The sequence below is a fragment of the Sulfitobacter sp. W002 genome (genome assembly GCF_025142135.1).
GTDB classification, from domain to species: Bacteria; Pseudomonadota; Alphaproteobacteria; order Rhodobacterales; family Rhodobacteraceae; genus Sulfitobacter; species Sulfitobacter profundi.
The window spans coordinates 652,262-667,726 of the sequence record NZ_CP081126.1 but is presented as its reverse complement, the minus strand read 5'-3'; the positions used below and the strand labels follow the sequence as shown (position 1 = coordinate 667,726).

At 61.4% G+C, this 15,465-nt stretch carries 13 protein-coding genes; 3 read left to right on the top strand and 10 right to left on the bottom strand.

Features of this window, described 5'->3' with window-relative positions:
- Positions 1–11: 11 nt before the first annotated feature.
- On the bottom strand, positions 12–731 hold the full coding sequence (locus K3758_RS03295; RefSeq protein WP_259947599.1) for a LuxR family transcriptional regulator: 720 nt from the start codon (positions 729–731) through the stop codon (positions 12–14).
- A gap of 622 nt (positions 732–1,353) precedes the next feature.
- Here K3758_RS03295 and K3758_RS03290 point away from each other — a divergent pair.
- Genes K3758_RS03290 through arsJ form a run of 3 tightly spaced genes read left to right on the top strand, consistent with a single transcriptional unit; the run spans position 1,354 to position 4,450 of the window.
- Positions 1,354–2,196: a helix-turn-helix domain-containing protein gene (locus K3758_RS03290; RefSeq protein ID WP_259947596.1), complete on the top strand. Its 843-nt coding sequence runs from the start codon at positions 1,354–1,356 to the stop codon at positions 2,194–2,196.
- Complete coding sequence (locus tag K3758_RS03285) at positions 2,193–3,191, top strand: ArsJ-associated glyceraldehyde-3-phosphate dehydrogenase (RefSeq protein WP_259947594.1); 999 nt, start codon at positions 2,193–2,195, stop codon at positions 3,189–3,191. Before K3758_RS03290 ends, K3758_RS03285 begins: the two co-directional genes overlap by 4 nt.
- The gene (arsJ, locus tag K3758_RS03280) at positions 3,188–4,450 is read left to right on the top strand and encodes an organoarsenical effux MFS transporter ArsJ (RefSeq protein WP_259947592.1); all 1,263 of its coding nucleotides are present in this window, start codon (positions 3,188–3,190) and stop codon (positions 4,448–4,450) included. Before K3758_RS03285 ends, arsJ begins: the two co-directional genes overlap by 4 nt.
- Before the next feature lie 3 nt (positions 4,451–4,453).
- Here the strand turns inward: arsJ and K3758_RS03275 are convergent, their stop codons facing one another.
- From K3758_RS03275 to zwf, 9 genes are all read right to left on the bottom strand, one after another.
- A complete protein-coding gene (locus tag K3758_RS03275; protein ID WP_259947591.1) occupies positions 4,454–5,959 on the bottom strand; it encodes a mannitol dehydrogenase family protein in 1,506 nt (501 codons plus the stop codon).
- Positions 5,960–6,031: 72 nt separating this feature from the next.
- Positions 6,032–7,036, bottom strand: a complete 1,005-nt coding sequence (locus K3758_RS03270) for an ABC transporter ATP-binding protein (RefSeq protein WP_067625895.1) — start codon at positions 7,034–7,036, stop codon at positions 6,032–6,034.
- Positions 7,037–7,051: 15 nt separating this feature from the next.
- Positions 7,052–7,882, bottom strand: coding sequence for a carbohydrate ABC transporter permease (locus K3758_RS03265; protein WP_067625898.1), 831 nt, complete (start codon positions 7,880–7,882; stop codon positions 7,052–7,054).
- A 12-nt stretch (positions 7,883–7,894) separates the two neighbouring features.
- A complete protein-coding gene (locus K3758_RS03260) occupies positions 7,895–8,761 on the bottom strand; it encodes a carbohydrate ABC transporter permease (protein WP_259947585.1) in 867 nt (288 codons plus the stop codon).
- Between the two features lie 118 nt (positions 8,762–8,879).
- The gene (locus tag K3758_RS03255) at positions 8,880–10,184 is read right to left on the bottom strand and encodes a sugar ABC transporter substrate-binding protein (RefSeq protein WP_259947582.1); all 1,305 of its coding nucleotides are present in this window, start codon (positions 10,182–10,184) and stop codon (positions 8,880–8,882) included.
- A gap of 115 nt (positions 10,185–10,299) precedes the next feature.
- Entirely contained in the window at positions 10,300–11,331 is a 1,032-nt protein-coding gene (locus K3758_RS03250) for a LacI family DNA-binding transcriptional regulator (RefSeq protein WP_259947580.1), read from the bottom strand.
- Between the two features lie 141 nt (positions 11,332–11,472).
- Positions 11,473–12,126 (bottom strand): bifunctional 4-hydroxy-2-oxoglutarate aldolase/2-dehydro-3-deoxy-phosphogluconate aldolase, encoded by a 654-nt coding sequence (gene eda / locus K3758_RS03245; protein WP_259947578.1) that lies wholly within the window; start codon positions 12,124–12,126, stop codon positions 11,473–11,475.
- A 3-nt stretch (positions 12,127–12,129) separates the two neighbouring features.
- On the bottom strand, positions 12,130–13,938 hold the full coding sequence (gene edd / locus K3758_RS03240) for a phosphogluconate dehydratase (protein WP_259947575.1): 1,809 nt from the start codon (positions 13,936–13,938) through the stop codon (positions 12,130–12,132).
- Complete coding sequence (gene zwf / locus K3758_RS03235) at positions 13,935–15,398, bottom strand: glucose-6-phosphate dehydrogenase (protein WP_259947573.1); 1,464 nt, start codon at positions 15,396–15,398, stop codon at positions 13,935–13,937. Before zwf ends, edd begins: the two co-directional genes overlap by 4 nt.
- Positions 15,399–15,465 lie beyond the last annotated feature (67 nt).

The following is a 15,465-nucleotide window of genomic DNA, read 5'->3' as shown; positions in this document are numbered from 1 at the left end:
CGCGCGGTCGGTCAGATCGTGATGATTTGCGCCCGAATTGCCTTGGCCACCGCATGGGTTTTGTTGGTCACCTGGAGCTTTGCGCAGGCATTATAGAGGTGGTGGTTCACCGTGCTGGCCGCCACCGTCATGATCTGCCCCGTCTCCCAAGCGGTTTTGCCCACGGCGGCCCATTTTAGCACTTCCTTCTCGCGGGTGCTTAACCGCGGCCCCGGCGGGGCGCTGGCGATATTCGCCACGATGTCGCTTTGGATCAAACAGCCCAGATAGATCGCATCGGCGATGATGCCGCGCTTGTATTTGCGCCATTCATGGATGCGCAGGTCAGAGTTCAGCGTCAGCACCGCCTTTCCGTGCAAATGGTCCCGAATGGGGATCGACACACCGTTTTGACGCACGCCAAACTCCATCGCCTCCCCGAAAAAATTGCGGGCGGTTCGGTCGACCTTGGGCAATTCGCTCCAATCTACGGGCAAGGTGCCCTCAAGGGGTTGGTCGACCACCGGGTCAATCAGATGATAGTTTTCCTCTTGGTAGCGCGTCAGCCAAGCGGGGTCATAGGTTGTGTGAATGACCGGATCGCTGTTGCCGGGGTTGGTTTTGTGAAACCCCAGATAGGACAGGTTGTTCAGCCCCATCTCCTGCGCCAAAACCTGCAACATCTCGGTCGGTTGGATGTCTGGTCGTTGCTCTTTCAGGAGGAGGTAGCGGTCGGAAAGCGGGGTCACCATAGGGCGGCGTTCAAAAGCTCATTTGGTTAAAAACTGAGCACCTTGATAGAACGCCTCAACCCCTGAGGGAACATCACCGCCGTGAATGATTTCCCGGAATGAGGGAAACAGGCAAAGGCGTTGCATTTTTGCCCCTATGACCAAGGGACAAGGCAAAGGACCGCCCGACCAAAGATCGGAACGTGCCCCCACGCTCAAGGCCGTGCAGGGCATAAAGCGGCCCCTGCCCGAAAACCTATGCGCCCCCTACAACAACAAAAGCGTCCAACTCAGCGGACAAGGGCGCAGCATCCCGAAGCAGGGGCCGGAACAGAGCCAAATGGCAGGCCCTGTCAAAAGATCGCGTCAACCTGAGCGCGCATCTCTTGTTTGGCTATCATTCAGCGCAGCCGCAAACTCCGATAACAAGATTCCCGCGCTCGATCCTCAAGCATTTGTTATAGTTTGATTAAATTTCTGGCAGTTCTTGACTGATTGAGCCTAAGTGCGCCTGTAAACCTAGTAAAATTGATAGTCGCGAGTGAATCGTCAAAGCCAAGCATCGTTTTCATACACCTGCAAGATTGCGCTGTTACAAAATTTTCACTGGCAATCTGACATCTAATTCTGTAATTCACGAATTATGGAACAACTGATCCCCAATCGCCTCGCCACACTCGGCCATCCGCAGCGTCTCGCGCTTTTTCGGCTGCTTATGCGTCGCTACCCGGACCGGGTGCCAGCGACCGAACTGGCGCAGGCGCTTGGCCTCAAGCCCAACACCCTCTCGACCTATATCGGCGCGCTGATGCAGGCCGGGCTGGTGACCCAAGAACGGCAAGGCACCTCTCTGCGCTATGCGATCGATATTGCGGCGGCTCGAGACACCATCGGCTACCTGCTGAACGACTGCTGCCGCGGACGGCCAGAGATTTGCCTCCCCCTCACCTCTTCAGATGGAAACGCTCCCATGACCGACGACAAGTTCAATGTCCTGTTCATCTGCACCGGCAACTCCGCCCGGTCGATCTTTGCCGAAAGCATCCTGCGCGACCTCGCGGGGGACCGTTTCAACGTCTACTCCGCAGGCACGCGGCCACAATCCGCATTGAACCCCTTCGCCGTCGAAGTGCTCAAGCAAAAGGGCCATGACGTGGCGCAGCTGCGGTCGAAACATATCTCTGAGTTTCAGACCGAGGATGCGCCCGGCTTTGATTTCGTTTTTACCGTTTGCAATCAAGCGGCTAACGAAGAATGCCCCACATGGCCCGGCCAGCCGATCACCGCCCATTGGGGCCTACCCGATCCGGTCAAGGTCGAAGGCTCCGACGCGGAAAAGAGCCTCGCGTTCCAACAAGCCTATGGCACGCTGCGCAACCGGATGTTGGGCTTTACCAGCCTACCGCTGACCTCGCTCGACCGTATTTCGCTGCAAAAGGCGCTCGATGACGCGGGCCAAACCAACCAGAGAGGAACCCCCGCATGACCACCTACGCCATCAACGGCCTTGGCCGCATCGGCAAGCTTGCCCTGAAACCGCTGCTGGATCAGGGGGCGGAGATCGCATGGATCAACGACGCCGTAGGCGACCCGGAGATGCACGCGCATCTACTGGAGTTCGACACGGTACACAGGCGCTGGCAGGCCGATTTCGCGCATGACGCCGACAGCGTGAGCATCAACGGCACCCGCCTGCCCTTCATCGGCACGCGCGACCTCAGCGCGCTGCCGCTCGACGGGGTGGATGTGGTGATCGACTGCACCGGGGTCTTCAAGACCGAGGCCAAGCTGGCCCCCTATTTCGATGCCGGCGTGAAAAAGGTCGTCGTGTCGGCCCCTGTAAAAGACGGAGATGCGGCCAATATCGTCTATGGCGTCAACGACGGCGTCTATGACCCCGCGCGGCACAAAATCGTCACGGCGGCAAGCTGCACGACCAACTGCCTCGCCCCAGTGGTGAAGGTGATCCATGAGGCGATGAAGATCAAACACGGCTCCATCACCACGATCCACGATGTGACCAACACGCAGACCATCGTCGACCGCCCTGCCAAAGACCTGCGCCGCGCGCGCTCGGCCCTGAACTCGCTGATCCCGACGACCACCGGCAGCGCCACGGCGATCACACTGATCTACCCCGAACTCAAAGGCCGCTTGAACGGTCACGCGGTGCGGGTGCCACTGCTCAACGCTTCGCTGACCGATTGCGTTTTTGAGGTAGAGCGTGAGACGACGGTGGAAGAGGTAAACGCCCTGTTCAAAGCCGCCGCCGAAGGGGAATTGAAAGACATCCTAGGCTATGAGGAACGCCCGCTCGTCTCAGCCGATTATACCAACGACACGCGCTCAAGCATCATCGACGCGCCCTCCACCATGGTGGTGAATGGCACGCAGGTGAAAATCTACGCGTGGTACGACAATGAGATGGGCTATGCGCACCGTCTGGTCGATGTGGCGCTGATGGTCGGGGCAAGCCTGTGAGCCAGAGCGCGACCCGCCCCGAGGGGCTTTCGGCCTATATCGCGGTCACGGCAGCCTATTGGGCCTTTATGCTGACCGATGGCGCGTTGCGCATGTTGGTGCTGCTGCACTTTCACCGGCTTGGCTTTTCGCCCGTGCAACTGGCTTATCTCTTTGTGCTTTATGAGATCGCGGGGGTTGTCACCAACCTCTGCGCGGGCTGGATCGCGGCGCGTTTCGGGCTGGCCTCGACGCTTTATGCGGGGCTGGGCTTGCAGATCGTGGCGCTGCTGGCGCTGGCGCAGCTTGATCCGTCTTGGGCAGTCGGTGCCTCGGTGGTGTTCGTCATGCTGGTGCAGGGTGCAAGCGGCGTGGCCAAGGATTTGGCCAAGATGTCATCGAAATCCGCCGTGAAGCTGCTGGCCCCGGCTGAGGATGGCGGGCTGTTTCGCTGGGTGGCGCTGCTAACCGGCTCCAAGAACATGGTCAAGGGTTTGGGCTTCCTGCTGGGGGCCGCTTTGCTGGCCACGCTCGGCTTTGTCTGGGCGGTGCTCGGCATGGCCGCGATCCTTGCGCTGATCCTGATCGCCGTGCTGACCGCCATGCCGCCCGGCCTGCCCAAGGGCCGCAAGGGCGCGAAGTTCTCCGAAGTCTTCTCCAAATCCCCCAATGTGAATTGGCTCAGCGCAGCGCGGGTGTTTCTGTTCGGCGCGCGGGATGTGTGGTTCGTGGTGGGCATCCCCATCTATTTCTACGCGGTCCTCTCGGACGGCACGGAGGAAAGCAACCGCGCGGCCTTCTTCATGATCGGCACATTCATGGCGGTCTGGGTGATCCTCTACGGCATGGTGCAGATCTACGCCCCACGCCTGCTTCGCGCCAAATCCCGCCCGGCGGAAGACCTGATCTCAGCCGCGAAGGGCTGGGCGTGGGCATTGGCCGCCGTGCCTGCAGCGCTGACACTCGCCGCGCTGCTCAGCGACGGACCGCAGGACTGGCTCACCGCTACACTGGTCATCGGCCTGCTATCCTTTGGCGCGGTCTTTGCGGTGAATTCGTCCCTGCACTCCTACCTCATTCTGTCCTTCACCAAGGCGGAGCGTGTCACGATGGATGTGGGGTTTTACTACATGGCCAATGCCGCCGGGCGGCTGTTGGGCACATTGATGTCGGGGCTGAGCTATCAGATCGGCGGGCTGCCCCTGATGCTGGGGGCCGCGGCGATCATGGTGGCTCTGTCGGCGCTGCTGGTCGGGTTTTTGAAACCCGACCAAGGTTAAACGTTAGCCTGCTTTGCTGGCGCGACCGTTGCTTTGACCGTCCTGCGTATAGGCATTCATCGCCGCGACGGCACCCTCGTCCCAGATGAGCGTGAGCCAAGCGACAAAGGCGTCGCGGAACGCCTCGGCCTGCGCCAGATCGCCATAAAGACGGTCTTGCTCCAACCACGCTTCGGGCCGTTCCCGCGCGGCCTGCGCCACGGAGAGCAGATCATCCCAGATCGGATCATTCGCCAAGATCTCAGTGCCGTTTTCGCGCGTGCCCGCACACATCCGCGCCCAGAGCGCTTCGACCAAGGCCAAGCCAGAGACTGAGCGCCCCGCCGCCAGTTGATCCCGCAAGATCGGCAGGACAAAACCGGTGTGCCGTGCAGAGCCATCAAATGCGACGCGGCGGGTGGTGTCGACGATGCGCGGGTTCGAGAAACGCTGTTCGATCAGCTCAAGATAGGCCAGCGGCGTCGTACCGGGCACCGGGGCGACCGTCTGGGTGATCTCTTCGGCCTGTACGCGGTGGAACATCGCGCGGATCGCCGGATGCGCCATGGTTGCCGAAATCGTCTCGATCCCCAGCACCTCACCGACGTTCGCCAAAACCTGATGGCCCGCATTCAGGATACGGATCTTCATCTTTTCATAGGCATGCACATCGTCCGAGAAGGTGGCCCCCACCTGATCCCAATTGGGGCGGCCTGCGCAGAAGTCGTCTTCGATCACCCATTGGCGAAAGGCTTCATGCGTGACGGGTGCCGCATCGTTCACGCCAAACTCCCGCGCCTGCGCGATCTCGGCGGGGCCGGTGGCCGGGGCGATGCAATCGACCATAGAGTTGGGGAAACTGCCGTTCGCTTCGATCCAATCGGCCAGCGCCGGGTCGGACATGCGCGCCAGCGACACGACCGCTTGGCGCAGGATATCGCCGTTGCCTTGCAGGTTGTCACAGCTCAGCCCCGTAAACGGCCCCCGCCCCGCATCGCGGCGCAGCCGCAGGGCCGCGACGATGGCTCCAAAGGCGGTGCGCGGGGTGTCAGGGTTCGCCGCGTCATAGACGATATCGGCGTGGGCCGCGTCAAAGCCCTTGCTGACGGGGTCGATGTAATAGCCGCTTTCCGTGACCGTCAGCCCGACGATGCGAATGGCCGGATCGGCCATGGCGCGGATCAAGGCACCGTTGCCTTCTTCGATCGGCAGGTAGTCGATCATGGAGCCCACGACCTCAGCCGAGGTCTGCGCAGGGTCGAGTTCGATCAGCGTCGTCAGACAGTCCTGCGCCAAGAGCTTCTCGCGCATCGCCGCATCATAGGGGCGCACGCCCGCGCCGAGGATCGCCCAGTCATGCGCTTGGCCGTTCTGCATCAAACGGTGCAGATACCACGCCTGATGCGCGCGGTGGAAATTGCCCACGCCGATATGCACGATGCCGGGGGTCAGGGCGCTGCGGTCATAGCTGGGGTGGGCGATGTCGAGATCACCAAGCGTCGCGTTTGAGAGGTCTACCAATTTATCCATGATCCACATCCTTGTAGGGCCGCGCACCGGGGAGAGGGTGCGGGCGTCGGCCTGTCATTCCTGTCGCTTGCATCACTCGACCCGAAGGCCCTGTGCATCGAAACGGTGCAGCTTGTCCGCCTGCGGGGTCAGGAAAATCCGGTCGCCATGTTTGACCGACAACTCCCCATCCACGCGCACGGTCATCGGGTCACAACCCGCGACACCGTGGATGTGCAAGAAGGTGTCAGAGCCCAGATGCTCGGCCACGCCGATGGTGCCTTCCCAAGCGCCCTCGGTGGTGGAGACGTCAAAATGCTCGGGCCGGATGCCGATGGTCGGCGCGCCGCGGGCTTCGGCTTCGGCCCCTTTGATGAGGTTCATTTTGGGCGAGCCGATGAAACCCGCGACGAATTCGTTGCGCGGCTTATAGTAAAGCTCAAGCGGGGTGCCGACCTGTTCGATATAGCCCGCGCGCAGGACGACGATTTTGTCGGCCATGGTCATCGCTTCGACCTGATCGTGGGTTACGTAGATCATCGTTGTCGCCAGCCGCTTATGCAGCTCGCTGATTTCCAGACGCATCCCCACCCGCAGCGCGGCGTCGAGGTTCGACAGCGGCTCATCGAACAGGAACGCCGAAGGCTCCCGCACGATGGCACGGCCGATGGCGACCCGCTGGCGCTGACCGCCCGACAGTTGGCCCGGACGACGATCAAGGTAGTCAGTCAAGTTCAGCGCCTTCGCAGCCGCTTCAATCCGGCGGTTCTGCTCATCCACGGGCAGCCCGGCCATCTTCATCGGAAAGGCGATGTTTTTGCGCACCGACATATGCGGATAAAGCGCGTAGGATTGGAACACCATCGCCAGACCGCGTTTCGCGGGCGGCACATGGGTCGCATCCGTGCCGTCGATGTCGATATGGCCCGAGGTGATATCCTCCAACCCTGCGATCAGCCGCAGCAGTGTCGATTTCCCGCAGCCCGAGGGGCCGACGAAGACCGTGAACTCGCCATCTTCGATGGTCAGATCAAGGGGCGGAATGACTTCCACATCGCCGAAGCTTTTGGAAACCTGATTGAGTTTAATTTGTCCCATGTGACTGTCCCTTGCTTACTTGACTGCGCCGAAAGTCAGGCCGCTGACGAGTTGTTTCTGGCTGAACCAGCCGAGGATGAGGATTGGCGCGATGGCCATGGTGGAGGCCGCGCTGAGCTTGGCGTAGAAAAGGCCTTCGGGGCTGGAATAGCTCGCGATGAAGGCGGTCAGCGGTGCCGCTTTGGCCGCCGTGAGGTTGAGCGTCCAGAAGGCTTCGTTCCATGCGAGGATGAAGTTCAGCAGCAACGTGGAGGCAATGCCGGGGATCGCCATGGGCGTGAGGACGTAAAGCACCTCTTCGCGCAGGCTTGCCCCATCCATCCGTGCCGCTTCCAAGATCTCGCCGGGGATTTCGCGGAAGTAGGTGTAAAGCATCCAGACGATGATCGGCAGGTTGATGAGCATCAAGATGATGACCAGAGCGATCTTGCTGTCGAGCACGCCAAACTGGATGCAGAGCAGGTAGATCGGGTAGAGCACCCCCACCGCGGGCAGCATCTTGGTCGAGAGCATCCAGAGCAGGATATCCTTGGTCCGCTTGCCGGGCACAAAGGCCATCGACCATGCGGCGGGCACCGCGATCAGGATGCCAAGGACGGTCGAGCCCCCAGCGATGATGATCGAGTTCCACAAGAAGCGCCCGTAGTTGGACCGCTCCAGAACCGCCTCGTAGTTCGCCAGCGTCCAATCAAAACCGAGGAAGATCGGCGGATCGGCGATGGCCTGTGCTTCGGTCTTGAAGCTGGTGAGGATGGTCCAAAGGATGGGGAAGAAGATCAGGAAACCGATGCCCCATGCGAGGGCCGTGTTGACGATCTTGCGTTGTCTGGTGACTGCGCGTGCCATGATGTCTCCTCCTCAGGCGTCCAGGTTCTTGCCGACGATGCGCATCAGGAAGATGGCAACGATATTGGCGAGAATGATTGCATAGACACCGCCTGCCGATCCGAGGCCGATGTTCTGGCTTTCCAGCACCCGCTGGAAGATGAGATAGGTCAGTGTTTTGGTCCCAAAGGCACCGCCCGTGGTCACGAAAATCTCCGCAAAGATCGACAGCAGGAAGATCGTCTGGATCAGGATCACCACGGTGATCGCGCGGCCCAGATGCGGCAGGGTGATATAGGCGAAACGTTTGGTGGCGGGCGCGCCGTCCATCTCGGCGGCATCCAGCTGTTCGCGGTCGAGCGATTGGATCGCGGTCAGAAGGATCAGCGTCGCAAAGGGCAGCCACTGCCACGATACGATGATAATGATCGACGACAGCGAGGCTTGGCTCATCCATTGCACCGGGGTCGCGCCGAAGAACTCCCACAGGTGCGCGAAGAGACCATAGTTCGGGTCCATGAACATGTTCTTCCACACCAGCGCCGAAACAGTGGGCATAACAAAGAAGGGCGCGATGACGAGGATGCGGACAAAGCCCTGCCCCCACATCGGCTGGTTCAAAAGGATGGCGAGCAAGATGCCCAAGCCCACCGTGATCGCCAGCACACCGCCGACGATAATCAGCGTGGTCATCACCGAGGGCCAGAAGGCGCTCGAGGTGACGAAACGCACGTAGTTGTCAAACCCCACCCAGCCCAGATCACCGCCGCGCATCGGCAGGTATTTCTTGAAGGAAAAATAGAGCGTCATGGTCAGCGGGATGAGCATCCATCCAAGGAGCAAGACCACCGCAGGGGCCATCATCAGGCGTGCCGCTGATCGGGAATGTTGGGTAGCCATCGGGCACATCTCCTCTGCTGGCGGCGGATGCCGCGTTTAGGTGAAGGGTATCATATCAGGTGGTGGGGCGGAAAAGGGCGGCGGTGTCCGCCGCCCTTTGTGCCGGAGAAGCGGCGGCTTAGCGGTAGCCAGCAGCTTCCATTGCGTCGTTGGTCAGGTCCTGTGCCTTCTCAAGTGCCTCTTCGACGGTCTGCTGACCGGCATAGGCGGCAGAGAACTCTTGGCTCACGTCGGTCGCGATGCCTGCAAACTCTGGGATCGCGGCGAACTGAACACCGACGTAAGGCGTCGGATCGACGGTGGAGTTCTCAGGATCAGCCGAAAGGATCGAGTCGAGCGTCATCTGTGCGAAAGGCACTTTCTGATACTCGGGGTTCTCATAGAGCGACTTGCGCGCGCCGGGAGGAACGTTGGCCCAACCTTCGTTCTCGGCAACCAGCTCAATGTAGTCTTTCGAGGTGGCCCATTCGATGAACTCTTTCGCGGCATCTTCTTTCTGAGTGCCCGCCGGGATCGCCAGCGCCCATGCCCAGAGCCAGTTGGAACGTTTGCCAAGACCTGTGTCCGGTGCCAGCGCAAAACCAACCTTGTCGGCCACGGTGGAATCGTCGGGGTTGGTCACGAAGGACGCCGCCACGGTGGCGTCGATCCACATGCCGCATTTGCCCTGCTGGAAGAGCGAAAGGTTCTCGTTGAAGCCGTTGGAGGCATAGCCCGCCGGGCCGCTCTCATCCATCAGGTTTTTATAGAAGTTGATCGTGTTGGCCCAAGCCTCGGTGTCGAACTGGGCGTTCCAGTCCTCATCAAACCAGCGTGCGCCAAAGGAGTTGGACATCGCCGTGATCAGCGCGCCGCCCTCGCCCCAACCGGCCTTGCCGCGCAGGCAGATGCCGTTGATGTCGTTTTCACGATCGGTCATGGCGGCGGCGGCTTCGCGGATGAATTCCCATGTCGGGTCTTTCGGCATTTCCATGCCGGCTTTTTCCATCAGATCAGTGCGGTACATGATCATGGAGCTTTCGCCGTAGAACGGTGCCGCATAAAGCGTGCCGTCGTGGCTCAGGCCACCGGCCATGGCGGGCAGGATATCGTCTGCGTCGTATTCTTCGCTGAGGTCGTCCAGCGGCACCAGCCAGCCGTTCGCGCCCCAGATCGGCGTCTCATACATGCCGATGGTCATGATGTCGAAAGAACCTCCCTTGGTCGAGATGTCGGTGGTGACGCGCTGGCGCAGCACGTTCTCTTCCAACGTGACCCACTCCACTTCGTGGCCGGTCTCTTCGGTGAATTTGTCGGTGTAGCCTTGCATCCGGATCATGTCGCCGTTGTTCACGGTGGCGATGGTAATCGTCTCAGCAAAAGCGCCGCCGCCCATGATCAGGGACAGGGCCGTCGCAGCGTGCAATGATTTATTCGAGAACATCAATAGTTCCTCCCTCTACAGATGATGGAACGAGACTAACTGTCTACATAACGCGCAGTCAAATTAAATTTTACGCGCGATAACTATTTTCTGAGCAACCTGCGAACTCAATAGCTTAAGCCGAGGCGCGCATCACCAATTTGCCGTCAAACAGCGTCTCCTCGCGCTCGGTCAGGCGGGTTTCGCTTTCGATAATGCGGAACAGAGTGCTGGCCGCGCGATTCGCGATGGCGCCGTAATCCTGCGCGATGGTGGTCAACGGCGGGCAGGTGTAGCGCGAGAACGGGTGGTCATCCTGCCCCGCGATCCGCATGGCGCAGTCCTTGCCATGGCCCACCCGCAGCCCCAACTCATAGGCCGCTGACAGCATCCCGATGGCCAGACGGTCATTCGAGCAGAGCACCGTATCCGTCTCAAACGCCCCTGCCGAAATCAGCCGCCCGCCCTCGGTCGCGCCGATCTCTTCAAAGTTCCACCCCTCGCCCGGCACCTGATGGATATGCGGGGCAAAGCCGTGCCGCTCCATTGCCTCAAGATAGGCTTGGCGGCGCTTGTTGGTGTTCGGGTTGCTGGGTGTCTTCATTTCGAAAAAGCAGGGCGGATCCCCGCTGCGGCACAGATATTCGACAATCAACTCCACACTTTGAAAATTGTCGGTACCCACGAAAGCCTCACAGACCCCTTCGACATTGGCGTCAAAGGTCACGACGGGCACATCCCGGCAAAAGCGCGCGATCGCTTCCCGGTCCGAGGCTTTGCCGAAGGGCGCCAAAAGCACGCCCGCAGGCTTCAGGGCTCGAAGCGAGTCGAGATTGGCCCGCTCCTGCGCCGGGTTGCCATGCGAGCTGAGCAAGATCGGACTATACCCCGCCGCCAGACAGGCCAGTTCCACCTCGCGGCCAATCTCGGAAAAGAACGGGTCGGAGAGGTTGGGCACGACAACGCCGATGTTGCGGGTTTTGCGACGGTTTTGGTTCACCGCATAGACGTTGGGGCGATAGTCATGCTGGCTCAGCGCCGCTTCAATCTTCTCGCGGGTCGAGCGCCGCACGCTGTCGGGATCGTTAAAGTATTTCGACAGCGTGGGCCGGGAAATGCCACTTACAGCGGCAAACTCCTCCATATTGCGGATTTTTTGCTGCCCCATCTTAACCCTCCCTTGACGTAACGCTGCGCGCGTAAACTAAAGTCAATATAGAGATAAGTTCGGCCAGCCAGCAAGGGTGCTATTGGCAGCCGGCTTCCCATGGCCGTCGCCAAAGCCAAACTGCCACCAGCCTTTAGGGTATTAGCCTGCCTTTCCCGATTGCGCCGCCGCGCGGGCCAGCGCTTCGATCCCGGCCCAGTCGCCTGCATCGATCAGTTTCTTCGGGGCCACCCAACTGCCGCCCGCACAAAGCACATTGGGCAGGCTCAGGTAGCTTTCCACATTGCCCGGGCTGACGCCGCCAGTCGGGCAGAAGGTGATCTGCGGCAGCGGTGCGCCGATGGCTTTGACCGCAGGCGCCCCGCCAGACGCTTCGGCGGGGAAGAATTTCAGCATGTCATAGCCACGTTCCAACAGCCGCATCGCCTCGCTCGCCGTGGCGGCACCGGGCAGCAGCGGCAGGTCTTCTTCCTCGCAGGCGGCGATCAGCGCGTCGGTGGCACCGGGCGAGACGCCAAAGGTCGCTCCCGCCCGTTTCGCCGCGCGCACGTCTTCGGGGGTGATCAACGTGCCCGCCCCCACATGGCCGCCCGTGACTTCGGCCATGGCCGCAATCGCGTCGAGTGCGGCAGGCGTGCGCAGGGTCACTTCCAACGCAGGCAGCCCTCCAGCGATCAGTGCTTCGGCCAAGGGCCGGGCGTGTGCGACGTCTTCGATCACCAACACGGGCACGATCGGGGCGAGTGCGCAGATTTCGCGGGTGCGACGGCTGGCGTCTTTTGCAGTAAGGGTCATGGATCAGCCTCCAAAAATGGTTGCGCCGGTGGTAGCAGAACCGACTGTGTCGCGGAACATAGCGAACAACTCGCGCCCCGTCCCGGCATGGTAAGCAGAAAGATCAGCGGTGACGTTGGGACGGTCATCGAACCCTTCGGCCAGCACGTCAAGCGTCCCTGCAACTGCGTCAACCCGCAGCACATCGCCGTCCTGCACTCGCGCGATGGGGCCGCCGTCGACCGCCTCGGGGCTCACATGGATCGCTGCGGGCACCTTGCCCGAGGCCCCCGACATGCGGCCATCGGTGACCAGCGCGACCTTCTGACCGCGCCCCTGAAGAATCGACAGAAGCGGCGTCAGGCTGTGCAATTCGGGCATGCCGTTGGCCTTTGGCCCTTGGAAACGGACGACGACGATCACGTCGTCTGTCAACTCGCCCGCTTTAAACGCTGCCTTCACCTCATTCTGATCCGCAAAGACCCGCGCCGGGGCTTCGATGATGTGGTGTTCGGGCGCCACGGCAGAGACTTTCATACAGGCGGTCCCGAGCGATCCGGCCATGCGCCGCAGCCCGCCGGTGGGCTGGAAGGGTTCGCTGGCGGGGCGGAGGATCTTCTCGTTCAGGCTTTCGCCAGCGCCCTTCTCCCAAACCAAACCGTCGGCCTTCAGCTTCGGCTCGGAGGTATAATGTTCCAACCCCTGCCCGGCGACGGTATGTGTGTCAGGGTGTAGGTGACCGGATTTCAGCAATTCACCGATCATATAGCCCAAGCCGCCCGCCGCGTGGAAATGGTTCACATCGGCCAGACCGTTGGGATAGACCCGTGCCAGCAGCGGCGTGATGTCGGAGATGTCCGAGAAATCCTCCCAATCCAGAATGATCCCCCCAGCCCGCGCCATGGCGATGAGGTGGATCAGCAGATTGGTCGACCCGCCCGTGGCATTGAGCCCGACAATCCCGTTTACAAATGCCTTTTCGTCCAGAACCGAAGCCACGGGCGTGTAATTATTGCCCAGAGCGCTCAGCGCCAGCGCCCGTTTCGCGCCCTCTTGGGTCAGCGCATCGCGCAGCAATCCGTTCGGTGGCACAAAACTGGCGCCCGGCAGGTGCAGCCCCATGAACTCCATCAACATCTGGTTGGTGTTGGCGGTGCCATAAAAGGTGCAGGTGCCCGGCCCGTGATAGGCGGCCATCTCGGCGGCCATCAGCGCATCGCGCCCCACTTCGCCTGCGGCAAACTGCTGGCGCACCTTGGCTTTTTCATCATTCGACAGCCCGCTCTCCATCGGCCCAGCGGGCAGAAAGACGGCTGGCAGATGGCCGAAGGCCTGCGCCGCGATCACCAGCCCCGGCACGATCTTGTCGCAGACCCCAAGGAAAACCGCCGCGTCAAAGGTGTTGTGGCTGAGTGCCACCGACGCCGCCAAGGCAATCACATCGCGCGAGAAAAGCGACAGCTCCATCCCCGCCTCGCCTTGGGTCACCCCGTCGCACATGGCAGGCACCCCGCCCGCCACCTGCGCGGTGCCGCCTGCTGCACGTACCGCGTCGCGGATCAGTTCGGGGTAACGCTCAAACGGCTGATGCGCCGAGAGCATGTCGTTATAGGTCGTCACGATCCCGAGGTTGCCTGCGCTGGTGGTCGCCAGCCGGTCCTTGTCTGCGCCAGAGGCGGCATAGGCATGGGCTTGCCCACTACAGGACAGATGCGCGCGGGCCGGACCCTTGGCGCGGGCGGCTTCCATTCGGTCGAGGTAGGGGCGCCGGGTCGCCTCGCTGCGGGCGATGATACGGTCGGTGACGCGGTCAATCGTGGAATGCAGGGTCATGTCTCGTCCTTTCGTGTGATCTCGCGCCAGCGACGGCCGTCGCGGTGCATCAGCATCAGCGCTTCTTCGGGGCCGGAGCTGCCGGGGTCATAGGGGTACGGGGGTTGCCGGGTCTCTTCCCAGCCGTGAATGATCGGATCGGCCCAAGCCCAAGCGGCTTCGACCTCGTCCCCGCGCATGAACAGCGTCTGATCGCCGCGGATCACATCCATGATGAGCCGTTCATAGGCGTCTTGCGGAGTGGCCTGTTCGCCCAAGGCATCGGCAAAGGTCATATCCAGCGACACTTCGGCCAGACGCATGCCGCCGGGGCCGGGGTCTTTGATCGTGTTGCGCAGGGTGATGCCTTCGTCCGGCTGCAGGCGGATGATCAGGGCGTTGCCCTTATGGCCCTCCATCGCCGGGAAGATCATATGCGGCGGGTCGCGGAAGATCACCGCGATCTCGGAGCTACGCCCGCGCAGTTTCTTGCCCGTGCGCAGATAGAAGGGCGTGCCCGCCCACCGCCAATTGGCAATTTTGACCTTCATGGCGATGAAGCTTTCAGTGCGGCTGTCGGGGTCGCCCGCATGATCGCAATAGCTGCCCTCGCCCTGCGCGGCGCGGTACTGTCCGCGGGCGATGTCCTTCTGGACGACCGGCTCCAACGCCTCGATCACCTTCACCTTCTCATCGCGCACGGCATTGGGGTCAAAACGCGAGGGCGGCTCCATCGCCGTCAGACACAAAAGCTGCATCAGGTGGTTTTGCACCATGTCGCGCATGGCACCGGATCTATCGTAATACTCCCCCCGCCCTTCGACGCCGAGTCTCTCGGAAACCGTAATCTGCACATGGTCGATATGGGTGGAATTCCACAGCGGCTCCCACAGGGCATTGGCGAAACGCAGCGCCATAAGGTTCTGCACCGTCTCTTTGCCGAGGTAATGGTCAATGCGGTAAATCTGGCTCTCATCGAAATTGGCCCGCAGATCGGCGTTCAGCGCCTGCGCGGTTGCCAGATCATGACCGAAGGGCTTTTCGACGACGATCCGGCTGTCGCGGGTGGCGATGCCGTGGTCATGCAGCTTGCCGCCGATCGTGCCGAATAGCGACGGCGAGACCGAGAGGTAAAAGGCCCGCACGACATCATCGCGCATCAGGTCTTTGAGGTCCGCCCAGCCCGCATCGCCCGAGGCATCCACGCGCACGTAATGCACCATGCCAAGGAACCGCTCCAAGGCGGCGCTTTCTTGCGCGAGCTTGGGGGCGAACTCTAGCAGGCTGTCGCGGATCATCTTGCGAAAGGCATCAGCATCAAGCTCGGAGCGGGCCGCGCCGACGATCCGTGCGCCTTCGGGCATCTGGCCGACGGTGAAACGGTGGAACAGACCGGGCAGGATCTTGCGCCGGGCAAGATCGCCGGTCGCGCCGAAAATGACGAGGTCGAAAGGGTCAACGGGGATTACGCGCGATACCATGGGGTCAGCCCTCCTGCCTGCGTTGATGCGCGGCGGCACCATGTTTTCGATTGCTCAAAGCCATCGC

Bases quoted from the DNA above. Each gene is read 5' to 3' on its own strand.
- K3758_RS03295 (WP_259947599.1), bottom strand. From the start codon at position 731: ATGGTGACCCCGCTTTCCGACCGCTACCTCCTCCTGAAAGAGCAACGA.
- K3758_RS03290 (WP_259947596.1), top strand. From the start codon at position 1,354: ATGGAACAACTGATCCCCAATCGCCTCGCCACACTCGGCCATCCGCAG.
- K3758_RS03285 (WP_259947594.1), top strand. From the start codon at position 2,193: ATGACCACCTACGCCATCAACGGCCTTGGCCGCATCGGCAAGCTTGCC.
- K3758_RS03275 (WP_259947591.1), bottom strand. From the start codon at position 5,959: ATGGATAAATTGGTAGACCTCTCAAACGCGACGCTTGGTGATCTCGAC.
- K3758_RS03270 (WP_067625895.1), bottom strand. From the start codon at position 7,036: ATGGGACAAATTAAACTCAATCAGGTTTCCAAAAGCTTCGGCGATGTG.
- K3758_RS03265 (WP_067625898.1), bottom strand. From the start codon at position 7,882: ATGGCACGCGCAGTCACCAGACAACGCAAGATCGTCAACACGGCCCTC.
- K3758_RS03260 (WP_259947585.1), bottom strand. From the start codon at position 8,761: ATGGCTACCCAACATTCCCGATCAGCGGCACGCCTGATGATGGCCCCT.
- K3758_RS03255 (WP_259947582.1), bottom strand. From the start codon at position 10,184: ATGTTCTCGAATAAATCATTGCACGCTGCGACGGCCCTGTCCCTGATC.
- K3758_RS03250 (WP_259947580.1), bottom strand. From the start codon at position 11,331: ATGGGGCAGCAAAAAATCCGCAATATGGAGGAGTTTGCCGCTGTAAGT.
- eda (WP_259947578.1), bottom strand. From the start codon at position 12,126: ATGACCCTTACTGCAAAAGACGCCAGCCGTCGCACCCGCGAAATCTGC.
- edd (WP_259947575.1), bottom strand. From the start codon at position 13,938: ATGACCCTGCATTCCACGATTGACCGCGTCACCGACCGTATCATCGCC.
- zwf (WP_259947573.1), bottom strand. From the start codon at position 15,398: ATGGTATCGCGCGTAATCCCCGTTGACCCTTTCGACCTCGTCATTTTC.